Raw genomic sequence first — 18,733 nt, forward strand, 5'->3', positions numbered from 1 at the left:
CAAGGCCATGACCCAGATACCCAGCAAGACCCAGATCCTCGACTGGCTCGCCAGCAACCCCGGCGCTTCGGCAAAGCGCGACATCGCCAAGGCTTTCGGGCTCAAGGGGGCCGAGCGCATCGCGCTCAAGCGGCTGCTGAAAGAGCTGGAGGCAACCGGCGATCATGCGCGCCGCCCGGTCGCGGCACCTCTGGCCGCCGACAAGTTTCCGCCCGTTACCGTGCTTGCCATGCTGCCGCCCGACGCCGACGGCGACCAGTTTGCCGAGCCGCTGGAATGGCAGGGTGCCACCCCGGCCCCGCGGGTGCTTTTCGTGTCGGCCAAGGGCGACGCGCCGCTTGCCACGGGCGACCGTTTCCTTGCCCGCATGACCGAGGTCGCAGGCGAGGATTACGCTTGGGAGGCGCGGCTGATCCGCCGCTTTGGAGAGGCCGCGCACCGCGTTGTCGGGGTGTTTCGCAAGGGTGCCGAAGGTTCCCGCATCACTCCGATCGACAAGGGGGCGGACCGCGAGTGGCGGGTGGCGGCGGGTGCCACGCTCGGCGCGCGCGAGGGCGAACTGGTCGAGGCGGAACTGACCGGTCCCAGGGGCCGCATGGGCCTGCCCGCCGCACGCATCATCGCGCGGCTGGGCGACCCTTCTGCACCGCGCGCGGTTTCGCTGATCGCCATTCACCAGCACGGGATTCCCGATGACTTCCCCGATGATGTGATCGCCGAGGCGGACGCCGCCAGCCTCGTGCCCGAAGATTATGGCGATGATCTGCGCGCCTTGCCCTTTGTCACCATCGACCCCTCGGATGCGCGTGACCACGACGACGCCTGCTTTTCCGAGGCCGATGATGACGCGGCCAACGAAGGCGGCCATATCCTCTGGGTCGCCATTGCCGATGTCGCGCATTACGTCCGCCCCGGCACCGCGCTCGACCGCGAGGCGCGCAAGCGCGGCAATTCGAGCTATTTCCCCGACCGCGTGGTGCCGATGTTGCCCGACAGGCTTTCGGGCGACCTTTGTTCCTTGCACGAAGGCGTGCCGCGCCCGGTGCTCGTGGTGCGGATGAAACTGGATAGCGCGGGCAACAAGCTCACGCACCGCTTCCTGCGCGGGATGATAAAATCGGTTGCGTCGCTGAGTTACGAAGAGGTGCAGGAGGCACAAGACGGCCGCCCCAGCCTTCGCTGCGCGCCGCTGATGGCACCGGTCATTGCCCCGCTTTATGCCGCATGGCGCGCGCTTGATCGCGCCCGCGCCGCCCGCCAGCCACTTGATCTTGATCTGCCCGAACGCAAGATCGAGCTGGGCGAGGATGGCAAGGTCAAGTCGGTCGGCTACAAGGCGCGGCTCGATGCGCACAAGCTGATCGAAGAGTTCATGGTGCTGGCCAATGTCGCCGCCGCCGAAGAGCTGGAACACCTGCGCCGACCGCTGCTCTACCGTGTGCACGAAGAACCGAGCCCGGAAAAGCTCGATGCCTTGCGCGAGGTGGCGCAGGCCTCGGGCTTCACGCTGGCCAAGGGGCAGGTGCTGAAGACCGCGCATCTCAACCGGCTTCTGGCGCAGGCCGAGGGCAGCGAGTTCGACGAATTGTTGAACATCACCACCCTGCGCTCGATGCAGCAGGCCTATTACCTGCCGCAGAACCTCGGCCATTTCGGGTTGGCGCTGCGCTCTTATGCGCATTTCACCTCGCCCATTCGCCGCTACAGCGACCTGATCGTGCATCGCGCCCTGATTTCGGGGCACGGTTGGGGCGCTGACGGGCTTTCGCCGGGCGATATCGAAACGCTGGAGGAAACCGCGCAGCATGTCTCGGAAACCGAGCGGCGCAGCATGGCGGCCGAGCGTGACACCACCGACCGCTACCTTGCCGCCTACCTTTCTGACCGGGTAGGCAGCACCTTCAGCGGGCGGATCAGCGGCGTGCAACGGTTTGGGGCCTTCGTGAAGCTTGACGAGACCGGTGCTGATGGCCTCATTCCGATCCGCGAGATCGGGCGCGAGTATTTCCACTATGACCGCGAGGCGCAAACGCTGCGCGGTGCCGATACCGGCCTGACGCTTGGCGTCGGCCAGCGGGTCATGGTGCGGCTGGCCGAGGCGGTGCCGGTGACCGGCGGCCTGATGCTGGTGCTGTTGGAGGTCGAGGGTCGCGCCTTGCCGCAATCAGGCGGCAACCGGCGCGCAAAGCCCGGCGGCCGAAAACTTGCCGCCAGCAAGGCGCGCGAGCGCGGCATCGCCCGCAAAGAGCGGCACAGCCGCAAGTAGGCCCGCCAGCGGCAGCGCCATACGCCAGAAAAAGGCCGGAGCGGTAGCTCCGGCCCGTTGGCGGTTGGCATAGGGGGTGGGTCAGCCGATCGCGGCAGCCCTTACGCCGGCGTCGATATAGGGCAGGTACTGGGCGAAGTTCTTGGCGAACATTGCTACCAGCTTTGCCGCCTGCGCATCGTAGGCGGCCTTGTCTGCCCAGGTCTCGCGCGGGTTCAGCAGACGGGAATCGATGTCGTGCACCGACACCGGCACTTCAAAGCCGAAATTCGCATCGCGGCGGAAGCTCGTGTCGTTCAGCGAGCCGTCAAGGGCGGCGGTCAGCAGAGCGCGCGTTGCCTTGATCGGCATCCGCTTGCCCACGCCATAGGCCCCGCCGGTCCAGCCGGTGTTGACCAGCCAGCAGGTGGCACCATGTGCCGCAACCTTGTCGCGCAGCAGGTTGCCATAGGCCTCGGGGCGGCGCGGCATGAAGGGCGCGCCGAAGCAGGTGGAGAATGTCGGTTGCGGCTCGGTAATGCCGACTTCGGTGCCCGCGACCTTCGAGGTGAAGCCCGAAAGGAAGTGATACATCGCCTGCGCCGGGGTCAGCCGGGAAATCGGCGGCAGCACCCCGAACGCATCACAGGTGAGCATGATGATGTTGCGCGGGTGGCCACCTAGCGAGCTTTCCGAGGCGTTCGAGATATAATGCAGCGGGTAGGCGCAGCGGGTGTTGTCGGTCAGGCTGTTGTCGGCGAAGTCGAGCTCCAGCGTCTCGGCGTCAAAGGTCATGTTTTCCACCACGGTGCCGAACATCGCGGTGGTGGCATAAATTTCGGGCTCGGCGACAGGGCTGAGGTTGATGGTCTTGGCGTAGCAGCCGCCCTCGAAGTTGAAGGTGCCCTTTTCGGACCAGCCATGTTCATCATCGCCGATCAGCACGCGCGAGGTGTCGGCGGAAAGTGTGGTCTTGCCGGTGCCGGAAAGGCCGAAGAAAACCGCCGTATCGCCAGCGTCGCCCACTGCGTGGTTGGCCGAACAGTGCATCGCCATGATGCCCTTGCCGGGCAGGATGTAGTTCATGAGCGTGAAAACGCCCTTCTTGATCTCGCCGGCGTAGGCGGAATTGCCGATCAGGATCAGCTTCCTGGCGTAGTTCATGGCAACCACGGTTTCGCTGCGGCAGCCGTGCCGCGCCGGGTTGGCCTTGAAGCTGGGGCAGTTGATGATGGTGAAATCGTTGATAAATCCGCCAAGCTCGTGCCTGCCGGGACGGCGCAGCATGTGGCGGATGAACAGGCTGTGCCAAGCAAGTTCGGTGATGACCCGGACATCGAGCCGGTGCTCGGGGTCGGCACCGCCGTAGAGGTCCTGCACGAATACCTCGCGGCCTTTCAGATGCGCCAGCATGTCTGCATGGAGCACATCGAAGGCTTCCGGCGACATCGGGTTGTTGTTTTCCCACCAGATTGTTTCTTCAACATCGGGGGTGCGGACAGTGAACTTGTCCTTGGGCGAGCGCCCGGTGTGCTTGCCGGTGGTGCAAAGGAACGCGCCACCCTTGCCCAAGGTACCCTCGCCGCGCTTCAGCGCCGCTTGCACGAGCTGTGGCTCGATAAGGTTGTAGTGAACTGCCCCGAGGCCGGTGATGCCCTGATCTTCCAGGCGGTTTGCCGGGTTAACGCGTCCAATGCTCATCTTTATTGCTCCCGATGCCGTCACGCGGCGGTTCAAAGGGCCAGACCCGGCAGCCCTCGCCCGGGGGCTGCCGATCCGCCCGGCACCAACGCGCCCGCGGATGCCGCCCGTATAACATGCGGCGGAAAAGAAGGAACAGAAGGCGTGTGCCCGGTTAGCGCAACCAAGAGCAGTTTTGCGCAAACAGCCGCCAAGGTGAGGCAAATTAGTCAAAGCTTCGGCTTTTTGCGCTTTGCTGATTCGTTGATGGCGGGCGATTCGCACAGAATGGTTGATTCCCTGCCCCGGAAAGCGGAGTATGTCAAAAAACTACAACAAACCGGACCAGGCAGAGCAGTTAAGGGGCCACAGCATGTCGCGAATCGCACTCGTTGACGACGACAGGAATATTCTGACCTCAGTTTCGATGACCCTTGAGGCTGAGGGATTCGAAGTCGAGACCTACAATGACGGGCAGTCCGCCTATGACGCCTTCGCCAAGCGCCTTCCGGATATGGCGGTTCTCGATATCAAGATGCCGCGAATGGACGGGATGGACCTGTTGCAGCGGCTGCGCCAGCGCACCTCGATGCCGGTGATCTTCCTCACCTCGAAAGATGACGAGATCGACGAGGTTCTCGGGCTGCGCATGGGCGCGGATGACTATGTGAAGAAGCCGTTCAGCCAAAGGCTGCTGGTCGAGCGTATCCGCGCGCTGCTGCGCCGTCAGGACGCGATCGCCACCGGCGAGGTTGCCACCACCGAGGAAACCAAGGTGATGGTGCGTGGCTCGCTCAGCATGGACCCGCTGCGCCATTCGGTGACGTGGAAAGGCAATGAGGTGACGCTGACAGTGACCGAATTCCTGCTGTTGCAGGCATTGGCGCAGCGCCCCGGATTTGTCAAAAGCCGCGATCAGCTGATGGATGTGGCCTATGACGATCAGGTCTATGTGGATGACCGCACCATTGACAGCCACATCAAGCGCCTGCGCAAGAAAATGCGCACCGCCGATGATGATTTCACCGCAATCGAAACACTTTACGGGATAGGCTACCGTTACAACGAAGAATGAGCATGGCGGCGGGGATTGGCTTGGCTAGGTCGAAACACGGGTCGGAAGCCGACGTGGTGCTTGGTGAGGACTGGGTGGCACCCGACGATCTGGCCGATGGCGAACTGCGCCAACACCGGGCGCGGCGAAGCTGGATCTCGCTGAACTCGTCGCCTTTGGCGCGCAAGATCATCACCTTCAACCTTCTGGCGATGGTGGTTCTGGTGGCCGGGGTGCTCTACCTCAACCCGTTCCGCGACAGCCTGGTCTTGCAGCGCGAAAGCGGCCTGGTAGCCGAGGCGCAGCTGATCGCCGACCTGTTCGAGGCGTTGCTGCCCGCGAATGCGGAAACTGGTCTGGCGGCGGGCGGGCCGGTTGACGTTGGTGCCGTTCTCGCCGGTCTTGCGCGCGCAGAGGGGGTCGAGATTCATGTTTTCGATCCTGCGCAGGCATTGATCGGCAGCACGGTTGGCCAGCCCCGCAGCGGCAGCGAGACGGTCGAGGGGCTGGGCGTTGACCAGCGCTCGACCATCATCACCGACCTTCTGAACCGGCTCTGGGATGCGATGGCAGTGCTCTTCGCATCGGACCCTGTCGGCGCGCCCGCGCTTGGCTCGCAAGAGGCGGTGCAGGCGCTGTTGCCGCGGGCTTTGGCAGGCAGCACACAGATTTCGACCGATCGCAGCTCGGGTGGCGAAACCATCTTCGCAGTCGCCACGCCGATCATGCAGGCGGGCCGGGTGGTGGCGGTGGTTGGCATGACCTCGGCAGCGGGAGAAATTGACGATCTGGTGCGGGTCGAACGCGAGCAGGTGCTGCAGATGTTTGTGATCGCCATCATCGTTTCGATCGGGCTCAGCTTTGTGCTTGCCTCGACCATCGCCAACCCGCTGAGCGACCTTGCCGCCGCCGCCGAGATCGGGCGCGACAGGAACGCCCGCAAGATGAACCCGGGCCGGGTGCGCATACCCGACCTGACCGCGCGACCCGATGAGATCGGGCGGCTTTCGGGCGCGATGCGCGGCATGGTGACGGCGCTTTACGACCGGATCGACGCCAACGAACAGTTTGCCGCCGATGTCGCGCATGAAATCAAGAACCCGCTCGCCAGCCTGCGCTCGGCGGTGGCGAGCCTGCACATGACCAAGCGCGACGATCACCGCACCCGGCTGCTGGAGGTGATCGACCACGATGTGCGCCGTCTCGACCGGTTGGTGAGCGATATTTCCAACGCCTCGCGGCTTGACAGCGAATTGGTGAAGGAGGAGGAGGAATCCTTCGACCTGCTGAAGATGATCGGCAATCTGACCGAACACCACGGCACCGAGGCGGCGCGCCGGGGTATCGACTTCATCACCGATCTGCCGCCGCAACCGATCATCATTCATGGCCTGGAAGCGCGTCTGGCGCAGGTCTTTGTCAATCTTATCACCAACGCCCTTTCGTTCTGCGAAGAGGGTGACGCGGTGCGGGTCTGGGCGCGCAAGCGCGAAAACCGGGTGCTTGTGGTGGTCGAAGATACCGGCCCCGGCATTCCCGAGCAGGCACTGACCAAGATCTTCAAGCGGTTCTATTCCGAACGCCCGGCCGGGCAGTTCGGCGAGCATTCGGGGCTGGGCCTGGCGATTTCCAAGCAGATCGTCGAGGCGCATGGCGGCGTGATCTGGGCCGAGAACATCCGACCGACCCATGCCGATGTCACCTCGGAGCCTCTTGGCGCGCGCTTTGTGGTCGGCTTGCCGGTGTGACCGCCACAAGCCTCTGCCTGCACGCGAGCACGGTCGCGCTGGGGGCGCGGGCGGTTGCCATTACCGGTGCCTCGGGCAGCGGCAAGTCGGGCCTCGCATTGCAGCTCATGGCATACGGCGCGCTGTTGGTAGCGGATGACCGCACCTTGATAACCCCGCGCGATGGCAGGCTGATTGCCACTGCGCCAAACCCGATCCGCGGCCGCATCGAGGCCCGCGGGGTCGGGCTTTTGCGGGCAGAAACGCTTGCCGAGGCAGCGCTGGTGCTGGCGGTTGACCTTGATCGAGACGAGACGGAAAGGCTGCCACCAACCCGGCAAGTTGAATGGTGCGGCATTGCGGTGCCTCTTGTGCTGCGGGTGCAAAACGTCCATTTTGCCGCAGCGATCTGGCAATATCTCAAGGCGGGACGGGTGGCGTGACGCAGGCGCGGGGCACCACGGGCGGGCAGAGCGAGGCGACGCAGCGGGTGGTTCTGGTCACCGGCGCTTCGGGTGCCGGGCGTTCCACCTCTATCGCTGCGCTTGAAGATCTTGGCTATGAGGTGATCGACAATCTGCCGCTAAGCCTCGTGCCGCGCCTGCTGGTCGGGCCGCCGATGGGCCGCCCGGTGGCGCTTGGCATTGATGTGCGTAACCGGGATTTCGCCGCCAGCCGCCTGATCGAATTGATTGACCGGCTGACCCGCGAACCGACGCTTGACCTCGAGGTGCTGTTTCTCGACTGCCAATCCGATGAACTGGTGCGCCGCTACCGCGAAACCCGCCGCCGCCACCCGCTGTCACCCGGAACCGATCCGGCGCAGGGCGTGGCGATGGAGCTTGACCTGCTCGCGCCGATCCGGGTGCGCGCCGATGTGCTGATCGACACCACCGGCATGAGCCCGCATGAGCTGAAGGCCGAAATCGCCCGCTGGTTTGCGCTTGGCGATGCGCCGGGCCTGCTGGTTTCGCTCAACTCGTTTTCCTACAAGCGCGGCCTGCCGCGCGGGCTCGACATGATGTTTGATTGCCGCTTCTTGGCCAACCCGCATTGGGTGCCGGAACTGCGCACGCTTGACGGGCGCGCGCCAAAGGTGGCGGCCCATGTTGCTGCCGATCCGCTTTATGCTGATTTCTGCAAACGGGTATGCGAGTTGCTGCTGTTCGTGCTGCCGGCGCATCTGAACGAGGGCAAGAGCCATCTGGCAATCGGCTTTGGCTGCACTGGCGGCCAGCACCGTTCGGTTGTGGTGACCGAGCATATGGCAAAGGCCTTGTCCGAGGCGGGCTGGGCCGTTTCGAAGCGGCATCGTGAGCTGGAGCGCAAGGCCGCAGCCGAACAGCCGGGAAGCGGCGCATGATCGGAATTGTGATCGTGGCGCATGGCGGGTTGGCGCGCGAATACCTCGCCGCGGTCGAGCATGTGGTGGGGCCGCAATCGGGTATCCGCGCCATTGCCATTGAGGAAGAGCATGACCGCGCCGCCAAGCAGACCGAAATTTGCGCCGCTGCCGATGCGGTAGATGCCGGAATGGGCGTGGTCGTGGTCACCGATCTTTTCGGCGGCTCGCCGTCAAACCTGAGCCTGCTTGCCTGCGCGCAGAACGGCCGCGAGATCGTTTATGGTGCCAATCTGCCGCTTCTGGTCAAACTGGCCAAGTCGCGCCACCTTTCGGTGCATTCGGCGGTGCAGGCGGCGCTTGATGCCGGGCGCAAGTACATCAGCAGTTACACCACCGGGGGGCAGCCGGGCCCATGAGCGTGGAGCGGCAGTTGCGGATCGTCAACGAAAAGGGCCTTCATGCGCGGGCTTCGGCCAAGTTCGTCGAATTGGTAGAGGCGCATGATGCCCGCGCGGTGGTGGAAAAAGATGGCGAAAAGGTATCGGGCGATTCGATCATGGGTCTGCTGATGCTGGGTGCCGCGAAGGGCAGCACGATCCGGCTCAGCGCCACCGGGCCCGAGGCCGAAAAGCTGGCCGAGGCATTGGAGCTTCTGGTGGCCAACTGCTTTGGCGAGGGCATGTAGGGCCCTCAGCGTGTCGGCACCGGCACCTCGCCGCTGTAATCGTAGAAGCCGCGTCCGGTCTTGCGGCCCAGCCAGCCCGCCTCGACATATTTCGTCAGGAGCGGGCAGGGGCGGTATTTGGTGTCTGCCAGGCCCTCGTGCAGCACGTTCATGATCGCCAGACAGGTGTCGAGCCCGATGAAATCGGCCAGTTCCAGCGGCCCCATCGGGTGGTTGGCCCCGAGCTTCAGCGATTCGTCGATCGACTTCACGTTGCCGACCCCTTCGTAAAGCGTATAGACCGCCTCGTTGATCATCGGCATCAGGATGCGATTGACGATGAAGGCGGGAAAATCTTCGGCGCTGGCAGCGGTCTTGCCCAGCCGCACCACCACCGCCTTGAGCGCTTCGTAGGTGGGCTTGTCGGTGGCGATGCCGCGGATCAGTTCGACCAGTTGCATCACCGGCACCGGGTTCATGAAGTGGAAGCCCATGAACTTCTCGGGGCGGTCGGTGCGGCTTGCCAGCCGGGTGATCGAGATCGAAGAGGTGTTCGAGGTCAGGATGGTGTGCGGTGCCAGATGCGGCAACAGGTCTTCAAAGATCGCGCGCTTGACCGTTTCGCGCTCGGTCGCCGCCTCGATGATGAGATCGCAAGGGCCAAGGTCAGAAAGCTTCAGCGTGGTGCCGATGCGCGCCATCGCGGCGGTCTTGGCCTCGGCGGTCACCTTGCCGCGCGCCACTTGCCGTTCAATGTTCCTGTCGATCAGTGCAATCGCCTTGTCGAGGCTTTCCTGGCTGATGTCGGTCATCAGCACATCATATCCGGCGAGGGCAAAGACATGCGCAATGCCGTTGCCCATCTGGCCCGCGCCAACGATGCCTACCGACTGAATTTCCATGCTGTCACTCCGGGCCATTTTGCGCGACCCGACCTTATGCGCCGCACTGTGCCCGGCGCAAGGCATAAGCGGATGCCTCGCATTGTCGCTTTAGCCCTTTGGCAAGGCCTGCGGCGCAGTCTGGGCGCGGGTGAGTCGAAGATGAAGGTGGGAAAATGGCTTATGAGCATCCGGGCGGAGGCGCCCTGGATTATTGCCCCTGTCGCTATGGCAGGTCGAAACTGCTGTTCCGGGGGCCCCGGCGGCGGCTGACCGGGCCCTATGTTGCAGCGCTGGGCGGAACCGAAACCTATGGAAAGTTCGTGGCCAGGCCCTGGCCGGTGCTTCTGGAAGAGGGGCTGGGGCTGCCGGTGCCCAATTTCGGCTGTGTCAACGCCGGGGTTGATGTGTTCCTCTCGGAGCCGCAGGTGGTCGAGATCGCGGCGGCGGCGCGGGTTGCGGTGGTGCAGTTGATGGGACCGCAGAACATGTCGAACCGTTTCTACATGGTGCATCCGCGCCGCAACGACCGCTTCTTGCGCGCGTCGGCGGCGATGCGGTCGCTTTACCCCGAGGTGGACTTTACCGAGTTCAATTTTACCCGACACATGCTGACCGCGCTCCGCGACCGCTACCCGGCGCGGTTCGACCTGCTGGCGCAAGAGTTGCGCTCGGCCTGGGTTGCGCGTGGCCACAGCTTGCTGGAGCGGATCGGCGCGCGGGTGGTGCTGTTATGGGTTGACCCGAAGGGCAGCGGCGGCACCGCAGACCCGGTGCCGCTCGACGCCGCAATGGTGGCAGAGTTGGGCAGCCTTGCGCTTGAAACTGTGCGGGTAGAGGTCTCGGCGGCGGCCCGCGCGGCAGGAACCGAGGGCATGTGGTTTGGCCAGCTGGAGCAAGCTGCGGCGGCGGAAATGCCTGGTCCGATGGTGCATGCAGAAGTGGCCGAGGCGCTGATGCCGGTGCTGCGCGGTCTGCTTTGAAGGCGAGGCGGACCACGGCGCTAGCGGGTCAGGCGCGGGCTGCCAGAAAAGTGGTGAAGGCAGCCAGTGTAGCCTCCGAAACAAAATGCTCGATGCCTTCGGCATCTGTTTCGGCTGCCTCCGGGGGGGTGCCGACGGCGATCAGCAGATCGACCACAATCCGGTGGCGCGCGCGCACGCGTGCCGCCATGGCAACACCGGCGTCGGTCAGGAATACTCCTCGGTAGGGGCGCGAATTGGCCAGACCCTCGCGCTTCAGCCGCGCCACGGCCTTGGCGGCGGTTGGATGGGTCACCCCAAGGCGGCGTGCGATATCGGTAATGCGCGCCTCGCCAAGCTCTTGCAGCAGATCATCGATCATTTCTGCATAGTCCTCGACCAGCGCCATAGCCTGTGCCGACCGCGTCTGACTGAAGCGTTCGGCTTGCGCCGGTGCCTCGGGCTCGGGGAAATCATGTGGCATCAGCGTTGACTCTCCAGCCGCCGAAAGGGTGCAAGGGCACAATTGAAAGCGCCGCATGACAATAGTGCCGATGCATCAAAATGCAAACGCAATACCTTGGCCGGAGATTTTGTGCCCTCATCACCCTAATAATGACTATAGACAAAAGTGTAGCCTAGGCATTAAAGCTACTCTGACCACAACAAGCAGGCGAGCATGCGTGAACCACAGTTGAACTCGACAACCGCCCGGCGGGCGGGCATGAGCCATCGCACCTCCGCTGGCATGCGTGATGTGCTGGCAGGTACCCGGCGCGGGCCACGGTCCTATCTGCTGTTCTTTGGTCCCGCGGTGATTGCCTCGATCGCCTACATGGACCCCGGCAACTACGCCACGAACATTCAGGCGGGCGCGGGCTATGGCTACGAGCTGCTCTGGGTCGTGCTTATGGCCAACCTCATCGCCATGCTGTTTCAGGCGCTTTCGGCCAAGCTCGGCATCGTCACCGGTCACAATCTGGCCGAAATGTGCCGCGACAATTTTTCGCCGCCGATGGTGCTGGCCATGTGGGTGGTAAGCGAGATTGCCGCAATGGCCACCGATCTGGCCGAGTTTCTCGGTGGCGCAATCGGTCTGGCGCTGCTTTTTCACATGCCGCTCATGTCCGGCATGGCAGTAACGGCGGTGGTGACCTACGGCATCCTGATGTTCGAGGGCCGGGGCTTCAGGCCGATGGAACTGATCATCGGCGCGCTGGTTGCGGTTATTGGCCTCTGTTACCTGATCGAATTGTTCATTGCGCCGGTTGCCTGGGGTGAAGCCGCGAGCATGGTGCTGACGCCGCAGTTGCGCGATGCCGGCGCGCTCTTGATCGCCGTGGGGATCATTGGCGCTACGGTCATGCCACACGCGATCTATCTGCACTCAGGGTTGACGCAGAACCGCGCACCTCATGCAGGCATCGCCGACCAGCGCCGAATCCTGCGATTCTCGAATATCGAGGTGGTGCTGGCTTTGGCGGTTGCCGGAATGGTCAATCTGGCGATGGTGGTGATGGCGGCCGGGGCGTTTCACGCCGGGCACAGCGATGTGGCCGAAATCGAAACCGCCTATCACCTGCTGACGCCGCTTCTGGGTGGGGCGGCGGCCTCGGTGTTTCTTGTGTCGTTGATTGCGTCGGGCGTTTCCAGCTCGGTGGTCGGCACGATGGCCGGTCAGATGATCATGCAGGGCTTCATCCGGATGCGCATTCCGATCTGGTTGCGGCGTCTGGTCACCATGCTGCCCGCCTTCGTGGTCGTGGCAATGGGGGTTAACGTCACCACCGCCCTGGTCGCCAGCCAGGTGATCTTGTCGATTGCCCTGCCGGTTCCGATGATTGCGCTGGTGATCTTTACCCGCCGCGCCGACATCATGGGCGAATTCGCCAATTCGCGCGGTATCGATCTGCTGGCAATCGGCGGTGCCGCGATCGTGCTTTCGCTCAACTTCGTGCTTCTGGCGGCAACTTTCGGCGTGCCAATACCGGGTCTCGCGGCACTCTGAACTTCGGGCAGGTGTTTCGACACCTGCGGCTTCTTCTTTGCCGAAATACCCCACAGGGGCCCGGGGGAGTGAAACCCCCGGCTTATTCTCAGAGCTTGGAAATCAGTTCCGGCACCGCCTGAAAGAGATCCGCGACCAGCCCGTAATCGGCGACCTGGAAGATCGGGGCTTCCTCGTCCTTGTTGATGGCGACGATCACCTTGCTGTCCTTCATCCCGGCGAGATGCTGGATAGCACCCGAGATGCCAACGGCGACGTAAAGCTGCGGTGCCACGACCTTTCCGGTCTGGCCCACTTGCCAATCGTTCGGGGCATAGCCGCTATCAACCGCAGCGCGGCTGGCTCCGACCGCCGCGCCGAATTTGTCGGCGAGATCGACGATCAGCGCGAAACTTTTCTCCGAGCCGACACCGCGCCCGCCCGAAACCACGATCTTCGCGCTGGTCAGTTCGGGCCGGTCACTGGCGGCCACCTTGTCTTCGACCCAGGTCGAAAGGCCCACATCGCCCGGCCCGCCGATCTTCTCGACAGTTGCCGCGCCGCCTGCGCCGACGCCGGCAAAGCTGGCAGTCCGCACGGTAAAAACCTTTGTCGCATCGACCGACTGCACGGTCTGCACGGCGTTGCCCGCATAGATCGGGCGCTCGAACGTGTCGGCATCGAGCACCGCCGTCACCTCCGACAGAACCATCACGTCCAGAAGTGCGGCGACGCGCGGCAGCACGTTCTTGTTGAAGGCCGTCGCCGCGCCGCAGATGTGCGAATAGGACCCGGCCAGCCCCGCAATCAGCGCCGCGGAGGATTCGGCAAGCCCGTGGCTATAGGCGTGGTCATCGGCGAAAAGCACCTTGGACACACCGTCAAGCTTGGCGGCCTCGGCCGCTGCGGCCTCGCCGCCCTGACCGGCGATCAGCACATGCACCTCGCCCAGACCTGCCACCGCCGCGAGGGTCTTGGCTACGGAATCGGTCGCCAAGGCACCGTCGTTCACATCGGCTATCAGAAGAACGGCCATCAGAGCACCCCCGCTTCGTCTTTGAGTTTGGCAATCAGTTCTTCCACCGAGCCCACGCGCACGCCCGATTTGCGACCTGCGGGTTCGACGGTTTTCAGCACCTTCAGGCGCGGTGTCGCATCAACCCCGTAATCGGCAGCGGTTTTCTCATCGAGCTGTTTTTTCTTTGCTTTCATGATATTGGGCAGGCTTGCATAGCGCGGCTCGTTGAGCCGCAGGTCGGCGGTGATGATCGCGGGCAGCGCAACCGAGATGGTTTGCAATCCGCCGTCAACCTCGCGCGTAACCGTGGCCTTGCCGTCGGCGATCGTGATTTCCGAAGCAAACGTTGCCTGTCCCCAGCCCAGCAGCGCCGCCAGCATCTGGCCGGTCGCGTTCATGTCGTTGTCGATCGCCTGCTTGCCGGCGATGACCAGCCCCGGCTGTTCTTCGCGCGCGACCGCGGCAAGCAGCTTTGCCACCGCCAGCGGCTCGATGTCATTGTGCACATCGTCGGTGGCGACGATCAGAATTGCCCGGTCCGCGCCCATCGCCAAGGCCGTCCGCAAGGTCTCCTGCGCCTGCCTGGTGCCGATCGAGACCACGATGATTTCGCTTGCAACGCCCTTTTCCCGCAGCCGGATCGCCTCTTCCACGGCAATCTCGTCAAACGGGTTCATCGACATCTTGACGTTCGCCAGATCGACCCCGGTGCCGTCCGCCTTGACGCGAACCTTCACGTTGTAGTCAATCACGCGCTTCACAGGCACCAATACCTTCATCAGCGAGGCTCTCCCTTTGCATTGCAGCCACCTTTGGGGCGGCGAAACCGGCGTTCGGCAATTTTGTTACCCGCTCATGCCCGGCAGGAACAGTATAAAATCGTCGCGCCAGGCGACGCGAACGTCACGTTCTGCTCCGGTGGCGCTAACGGTTCGCGCCGGGAACCCAGAGAACATCGGCGCGGCCCTCATCATTCGCGATGCGGGCGGCGACAAAGAACCAGTCGGACAGGCGGTTGAGGTATTTGACCGCCGCCTCGTTGACCGATTCCATGGTCGCCAGTTCAACCGCGCAGCGCTCGGCGCGGCGGCAGACGGTGCGGCAGAGGTGCAGCTGGGCGGCAAACGCCGAGCCGCCGGGCAGGATGAAGCTGCGCAAGGGTTCCAGCCGCGCGATCATCGCGTCGATCTCGGCCTCCAGCCGCTTCACCTGCGTCTCGCTCATCCGCAGGATCGGGTAGCCTGCTTCGCTGTCGCGCTCCATGTCGGGGCGGGCGAGGTCTGCGCCGAGGTCGAAAAGGTCATTCTGGATGCGCGCCAGTTGCAGGTCCAGCTCGCCGGATGCGTGCAGGCGGGCGAGGCCTAGCGTGGCGTTGGTTTCGTCAACCGTGCCGTAGGCGGCAACGCGGGGTGAGTGTTTGGCAACCCGCGTGCCATTGGAAAGCGCGGTTTCGCCCGCGTCGCCGGTGCGTGTGTAGATGCGGTTCAGAACGACCATCTCAGCCTCGCGATTTCAGCCAGAAGGTTAGCAATATCAGGGCAATCGCCAGGGCCTGCGCGCCGACGCGCCACCACATCCGGCGGTTCGCGGTTTTCGGGTCCGAACCGCGGGCAAAGCCGCCGATGCCGAGCACAAGCACGGCGAGCACCGCCAGAACGGCGGCAGCGATGACGATGGTTGACAGATCGATGGCCATGGCATTCCCCCAACAACTGCCCCAGATGTAGCCCCGCAGGGCGCAAAAGCGAACGGATATTTCAGCCGCGCCCAAGCAACCGGTCAAGCATCCGGGTAGAAAGCAGCCGCCGGGCAATGCCGGAAACCCAGGTCGGCGTGGTGACGTAATAGCGCGGCTTCGGGTTCGGGCTTTCAAGTGCGCGCAGGATCTTCGCGGTGACCGCCGCGGGCGGCAGTTGCCAGCGGTCGGGCTTGCCGCCCTGATATAGCCGCTTCAGCAGCTTTGCCTCGTATTGGGCGCGGCGCGGCGAATTGCGCCAGTCGATCCAGTGTTCGAAATGCGGAATCGAATTTGCCCGGATCCGGCTGGCGATTGGCCCCGGTTCGATCAGGATCACCCTGATCGGCGTGTCGGACATTTCAAGCCGCAGGATGTCTGTCAGCCCCTCCAGCGCAAATTTCGACGCGGCATAGGCCCCACGCCAGCGGATGCCGACGATGCCGAGTACCGATGAGCAATTGACGATCCGGCCATGACCCTGCGCGCGCATCATCGGAATGACCCGACAGGTCAATTCGTGCAGCCCGAATAGGTTGGTCTCGAAGATCTCGCGCAGCGCGCCGCGTGGCAGGTCTTCCACCGCGCCGGGGCAGGCGAAGGCGGCGTTGTTATATAGCGCATCGAGCGTTCCGCCAGTGCGTGCCACCACCTCGGCCACACCCGAAGCGATGCTGTCGCTATCGTCCACATCAAGCGGAAAGCTCTCCAGCCCCTCGGCCTGAAGCCGCGCGCAATCAGCCTCGGCGCGACAGGTCGCGAACACCCGCCAGCCCGCGCGCTTGAGGCCATGCGCGGCGTCGTAGCCAATGCCCGAGGAACAGCCGGTGATCAGGATGGTTTTCATCATGCGCCCCTTTTGGGCAGGGCTAGGGGGTTTTGCGGGTTCCTGCAACCACCCCTTGTGGCAAATCACGCTGGACCGGGGCTGCGGCGCGCTTTACATCACAAAGCCATGAGCGAGCCGAACGACATACCCACCGCCAACACCCATTCCGAACCGCTGAGCCGCGCGATCGGCGAGCGTTACCTGACCTATGCGCTTTCCACCATCATGCACCGCGCCCTGCCCGACGCACGCGATGGGCTGAAGCCGGTGCACCGGCGCATTCTTTTCGCGATGCGTGAGTTGAAGCTGACCCCCACCGGCGGGTTTCGCAAATCGGCCAAGATCGCGGGCGACGTGATGGGCAATTACCACCCGCACGGAGATGTGGCCATTTACGATGCGATGGCGCGGCTCGCGCAGGATTTCAACATGCGCTACCCGCTGGTTGACGGGCAGGGCAACTTTGGCAACATTGATGGCGACAACCCGGCCGCCGCGCGCTACACCGAGGCCCGCCTGACCGCCGCCGCCGAGGCGCTGATGGAAGGGCTGGCCGAAAACGCGGTCGATTTTCGCCCCAACTATGACGGCACGCTTGAAGAGCCGATCGTGCTTCCCGCCGCCTTCCCGAACCTGCTGGCCAATGGCGCAAGCGGCATAGCGGTGGGCATGGCAACCAACATCCCGCCGCACAACCTCGATGAGCTGGTCGAGGCCTGCCTTTTGCTCATCAAGACCCCCGAGGCCAGCGATGAGGCTTTGGTGGCGCTGGTACCCGGCCCCGATTTTCCTACCGGTGGGGTTCTGGTCGAACCGCGCGAGAGCATACTGGAAGCCTACCGCACCGGGCGCGGCGCATTCCGCTTGCGCGCCCGCTGGGCGGTGGAAGACCTTGGGCGCGGGCAATGGCAGATTGTCGTCACCGAGATTCCGTTTCAGGTGCAGAAGTCGAAGCTGATCGAGCGACTGGCCGAGCTGATCCAGACCAAGAAGGTGCCTGCTCTGGCCGACGTGCGCGACGAGTCCGCCGACGATATTCGCATCGTGCTGGAACCCCGCGCCCGCACGGTGGACCCGGAAATGCTGATGGGGATGCTCTACCGCAATTGCGACCTCGAGACCCGCTTTTCGCTCAACATGAACGTGCTGATCGACGGACGCGTGCCAAAGGTCTGTAGCCTCAAAGAGGTGCTGCGCGCCTTTCTCGACCACCGCCGCGCGGTGCTGCTGCGCCGCAGCCAGCACCGCGTCGAAAAGATCGACGCAAGGCTCGAGGTGCTGGAAGGCTATATCATTGCTTACCTCAACCTCGACCGGGTGATCGCCATCATCCGCCATGAGGATGAGCCGAAGCCCGTGCTGATGGCGGAATTCGAGCTGAGCGATGTGCAGGCCGAGGCGATATTGAACATGCGGCTGCGCAGCCTGCGCAGGCTTGAGGAAATGGAACTGCTGCGCGAGCGCGACGCGCTGATGGTCGAACGCGCCGGGCTTGATGATCTTCTGGCCAGCCCTGCGGCCCAGTGGAAAGCGATCGCGCGGCAACTGGCCGAGGTGCGCAAGGCGTTCGGCAAGACCGCACCGGGCGGTGCCCGCCGCACCGGCTTTGCCGAGGCAGGCGAGGTGGCCGAGGTGCCGATCGAGGCGATGATCGAGCGTGAACCGATTACCGTGATCGTCTCGAAAATGGGCTGGGTGCGCGCCATGAAGGGGCACCAGATGCCCGCCACCGCGTTGAAATTCAAGGATGGCGACGAGGCGCGCTTTACGCTTCTGGCAGAAACCACCGACCGGATTCTGCTTGCCGCCAGCAACGGGCGCTTCTTCACGCTCCTCGCCGCCAACCTGCCCGGCGGGCGCGGCATGGGCGAGCCGCTGCGGCTGATGCTCGATCTGCCGAACGAGGCAGAGATCGTGGAAATGCTGCTGTTCCGGCCGGGCGAGAAATACCTGGCGGCGTCAAGCGAGGGCGACGGATTCGTGGTCGCCGCCGAAGAGCTTCTGGCGCAGACGCGCGCGGGCAAGCAGGTCTTGAACCTTGGCGCAGGCGCGCGCGCGCAGGTTTGCCGCAAAGTGGCGGGCGATACCGTGGCGGTGGTGGGCGAGAACCGCAAACTTCTGGTGTTCCCGCTGACCGAGCTGCCGGAAATGGCGCGCGGCAAGGGGGTTCGGCTGCAAAAGTTCAAGGATGGCGGGCTGAGCGACGCCACCACCTTTCGCCTTGCCGATGGGCTGATGTGGAAAGATCCGGCCGGGCGCACCCGCACCGAGACCGACCTAGCGGAATGGCTGGCCAAGCGCGCCACCGCAGGCCGCATGGCACCCCGCGGCTTTCCGCGCGACAACCGCTTTGGCTGAAACGCCTCGCGGGCGAACCGGGCTTGATTTTCCCCGGCATTCCCAATAGGGAAACGCGCGAGTTTCCACCGGGCCGCGGGAGGCCCCCCTACCGATGAGGCGCCGCGATGGCAAAGGCAAAGTTTGAACGCAACAAGCCGCATATCAACATTGGCACGATTGGCCACGTTGACCACGGCAAGACGACGCTGACGGCGGCGATCACGAAGTATTTCGGTGATTTCAAGGCGTATGACCAGATTGACGCG

19 protein-coding genes are annotated in these 18,733 nt (G+C 64.0%); 11 read left to right on the forward strand and 8 right to left on the reverse strand.

Annotation, left to right across the window (positions count from 1 at the left end; all coding sequences use genetic code 11):
* Positions 1–7: 7 nt before the first annotated feature.
* The gene (rnr, locus tag Q8J98_RS10790) at positions 8–2,266 is read left to right on the forward strand and encodes a ribonuclease R (protein WP_305294346.1); all 2,259 of its coding nucleotides are present in this window, start codon (positions 8–10) and stop codon (positions 2,264–2,266) included.
* Positions 2,267–2,347: 81 nt separating this feature from the next.
* Here the strand turns inward: rnr and Q8J98_RS10795 are convergent, their stop codons facing one another.
* Positions 2,348–3,946 (reverse strand): phosphoenolpyruvate carboxykinase, encoded by a 1,599-nt coding sequence (locus tag Q8J98_RS10795; protein WP_305294347.1) that lies wholly within the window; start codon positions 3,944–3,946, stop codon positions 2,348–2,350.
* 352 nt (positions 3,947–4,298) lie between these two features.
* Here Q8J98_RS10795 and Q8J98_RS10800 point away from each other — a divergent pair, with 352 nt between their 5' ends.
* From Q8J98_RS10800 to Q8J98_RS10825, 6 genes are read left to right on the forward strand one after another with little or no spacing between them, the layout of a single operon-like run.
* Complete coding sequence (locus Q8J98_RS10800) at positions 4,299–5,000, forward strand: response regulator transcription factor (protein ID WP_305184910.1); 702 nt, start codon at positions 4,299–4,301, stop codon at positions 4,998–5,000.
* 2 nt (positions 5,001–5,002) lie between these two features.
* Positions 5,003–6,727: a sensor N-terminal transmembrane domain-containing protein gene (locus Q8J98_RS10805; RefSeq protein ID WP_370868079.1), complete on the forward strand. Its 1,725-nt coding sequence runs from the start codon at positions 5,003–5,005 to the stop codon at positions 6,725–6,727.
* Complete coding sequence (locus Q8J98_RS10810) at positions 6,724–7,149, forward strand: HPr kinase/phosphorylase (protein ID WP_305294349.1); 426 nt, start codon at positions 6,724–6,726, stop codon at positions 7,147–7,149. Before Q8J98_RS10805 ends, Q8J98_RS10810 begins: the two co-directional genes overlap by 4 nt.
* A complete protein-coding gene (gene rapZ / locus Q8J98_RS10815; protein WP_305294351.1) occupies positions 7,146–8,069 on the forward strand; it encodes an RNase adapter RapZ in 924 nt (307 codons plus the stop codon). Before Q8J98_RS10810 ends, rapZ begins: the two co-directional genes overlap by 4 nt.
* Positions 8,066–8,467, forward strand: coding sequence for a PTS sugar transporter subunit IIA (locus tag Q8J98_RS10820; protein WP_305184916.1), 402 nt, complete (start codon positions 8,066–8,068; stop codon positions 8,465–8,467). Before rapZ ends, Q8J98_RS10820 begins: the two co-directional genes overlap by 4 nt.
* Positions 8,464–8,736 (forward strand): HPr family phosphocarrier protein, encoded by a 273-nt coding sequence (locus Q8J98_RS10825; protein ID WP_305184917.1) that lies wholly within the window; start codon positions 8,464–8,466, stop codon positions 8,734–8,736. Before Q8J98_RS10820 ends, Q8J98_RS10825 begins: the two co-directional genes overlap by 4 nt.
* 5 nt (positions 8,737–8,741) lie before the next feature.
* Here Q8J98_RS10825 and Q8J98_RS10830 read toward each other — a convergent pair whose 3' ends face one another.
* A complete protein-coding gene (locus Q8J98_RS10830; RefSeq protein ID WP_305184919.1) occupies positions 8,742–9,617 on the reverse strand; it encodes a 3-hydroxybutyryl-CoA dehydrogenase in 876 nt (291 codons plus the stop codon).
* A gap of 155 nt (positions 9,618–9,772) precedes the next feature.
* On the opposite strand from Q8J98_RS10830, the gene Q8J98_RS10835 reads away from it, so the two are divergent.
* Positions 9,773–10,579 carry a DUF6473 family protein gene (locus tag Q8J98_RS10835; RefSeq protein WP_305294352.1) on the forward strand — a complete coding sequence of 269 codons (807 nt, stop codon included), beginning with the start codon at positions 9,773–9,775 and terminating at the stop codon, positions 10,577–10,579.
* A gap of 28 nt (positions 10,580–10,607) precedes the next feature.
* Here Q8J98_RS10835 and mntR read toward each other — a convergent pair whose 3' ends face one another.
* Positions 10,608–11,042: a manganese-binding transcriptional regulator MntR gene (gene mntR, locus Q8J98_RS10840; RefSeq protein ID WP_305184922.1), complete on the reverse strand. Its 435-nt coding sequence runs from the start codon at positions 11,040–11,042 to the stop codon at positions 10,608–10,610.
* Positions 11,043–11,282: 240 nt separating this feature from the next.
* Between mntR and Q8J98_RS10845 the strand changes: the two genes are divergently transcribed.
* On the forward strand, positions 11,283–12,566 hold the full coding sequence (locus Q8J98_RS10845; RefSeq protein ID WP_305294353.1) for an Nramp family divalent metal transporter: 1,284 nt from the start codon (positions 11,283–11,285) through the stop codon (positions 12,564–12,566).
* A gap of 88 nt (positions 12,567–12,654) precedes the next feature.
* Here the strand turns inward: Q8J98_RS10845 and Q8J98_RS10850 are convergent, their stop codons facing one another.
* The 5 genes from Q8J98_RS10850 to Q8J98_RS10870 form a co-directional block, all read right to left on the reverse strand.
* A complete protein-coding gene (locus Q8J98_RS10850) occupies positions 12,655–13,581 on the reverse strand; it encodes an electron transfer flavoprotein subunit alpha/FixB family protein (protein ID WP_305294354.1) in 927 nt (308 codons plus the stop codon).
* Complete coding sequence (locus Q8J98_RS10855) at positions 13,581–14,342, reverse strand: electron transfer flavoprotein subunit beta/FixA family protein (protein ID WP_305294355.1); 762 nt, start codon at positions 14,340–14,342, stop codon at positions 13,581–13,583. Before Q8J98_RS10855 ends, Q8J98_RS10850 begins: the two co-directional genes overlap by 1 nt.
* 145 nt (positions 14,343–14,487) lie before the next feature.
* Entirely contained in the window at positions 14,488–15,060 is a 573-nt protein-coding gene (locus Q8J98_RS10860; RefSeq protein WP_305294356.1) for a cob(I)yrinic acid a,c-diamide adenosyltransferase, read from the reverse strand.
* Position 15,061: 1 nt separating this feature from the next.
* Complete coding sequence (locus Q8J98_RS10865) at positions 15,062–15,259, reverse strand: twin transmembrane helix small protein (protein ID WP_305184927.1); 198 nt, start codon at positions 15,257–15,259, stop codon at positions 15,062–15,064.
* Between the two features lie 61 nt (positions 15,260–15,320).
* Entirely contained in the window at positions 15,321–16,145 is an 825-nt protein-coding gene (locus tag Q8J98_RS10870) for an SDR family NAD(P)-dependent oxidoreductase (protein WP_305294362.1), read from the reverse strand.
* 108 nt (positions 16,146–16,253) lie between these two features.
* On the opposite strand from Q8J98_RS10870, the gene parC reads away from it, so the two are divergent.
* Both parC and Q8J98_RS10880 read left to right on the forward strand, forming a co-directional pair.
* Positions 16,254–18,485, forward strand: a complete 2,232-nt coding sequence (gene parC, locus Q8J98_RS10875) for a DNA topoisomerase IV subunit A (protein WP_305294357.1) — start codon at positions 16,254–16,256, stop codon at positions 18,483–18,485.
* A 107-nt stretch (positions 18,486–18,592) separates the two neighbouring features.
* Positions 18,593–18,733: GTP-binding protein (locus Q8J98_RS10880; RefSeq protein ID WP_305184940.1), on the forward strand; the 141-nt coding region annotated here is incomplete at its 3' end.

Source organism: Phaeovulum sp., assembly GCF_030684035.1.
In the GTDB taxonomy this organism is placed as follows: domain Bacteria; phylum Pseudomonadota; class Alphaproteobacteria; order Rhodobacterales; family Rhodobacteraceae; genus UBA6213.

Bases quoted from the DNA above. Each gene is read 5' to 3' on its own strand.
- rnr (WP_305294346.1), top strand. From the start codon at position 8: ATGACCCAGATACCCAGCAAGACCCAGATCCTCGACTGGCTCGCCAGC.
- Q8J98_RS10795 (WP_305294347.1), bottom strand. From the start codon at position 3,946: ATGAGCATTGGACGCGTTAACCCGGCAAACCGCCTGGAAGATCAGGGC.
- Q8J98_RS10800 (WP_305184910.1), top strand. From the start codon at position 4,299: ATGTCGCGAATCGCACTCGTTGACGACGACAGGAATATTCTGACCTCA.
- Q8J98_RS10805 (WP_370868079.1), top strand. From the start codon at position 5,003: ATGGCGGCGGGGATTGGCTTGGCTAGGTCGAAACACGGGTCGGAAGCC.
- Q8J98_RS10820 (WP_305184916.1), top strand. From the start codon at position 8,066: ATGATCGGAATTGTGATCGTGGCGCATGGCGGGTTGGCGCGCGAATAC.
- Q8J98_RS10825 (WP_305184917.1), top strand. From the start codon at position 8,464: ATGAGCGTGGAGCGGCAGTTGCGGATCGTCAACGAAAAGGGCCTTCAT.
- Q8J98_RS10830 (WP_305184919.1), bottom strand. From the start codon at position 9,617: ATGGAAATTCAGTCGGTAGGCATCGTTGGCGCGGGCCAGATGGGCAAC.
- Q8J98_RS10835 (WP_305294352.1), top strand. From the start codon at position 9,773: ATGGCTTATGAGCATCCGGGCGGAGGCGCCCTGGATTATTGCCCCTGT.
- mntR (WP_305184922.1), bottom strand. From the start codon at position 11,042: ATGCCACATGATTTCCCCGAGCCCGAGGCACCGGCGCAAGCCGAACGC.
- Q8J98_RS10845 (WP_305294353.1), top strand. From the start codon at position 11,283: ATGAGCCATCGCACCTCCGCTGGCATGCGTGATGTGCTGGCAGGTACC.
- Q8J98_RS10850 (WP_305294354.1), bottom strand. From the start codon at position 13,581: ATGGCCGTTCTTCTGATAGCCGATGTGAACGACGGTGCCTTGGCGACC.
- Q8J98_RS10855 (WP_305294355.1), bottom strand. From the start codon at position 14,342: ATGAAGGTATTGGTGCCTGTGAAGCGCGTGATTGACTACAACGTGAAG.
- Q8J98_RS10860 (WP_305294356.1), bottom strand. From the start codon at position 15,060: ATGGTCGTTCTGAACCGCATCTACACACGCACCGGCGACGCGGGCGAA.
- Q8J98_RS10865 (WP_305184927.1), bottom strand. From the start codon at position 15,259: ATGGCCATCGATCTGTCAACCATCGTCATCGCTGCCGCCGTTCTGGCG.
- Q8J98_RS10870 (WP_305294362.1), bottom strand. From the start codon at position 16,145: ATGAAAACCATCCTGATCACCGGCTGTTCCTCGGGCATTGGCTACGAC.
- parC (WP_305294357.1), top strand. From the start codon at position 16,254: ATGAGCGAGCCGAACGACATACCCACCGCCAACACCCATTCCGAACCG.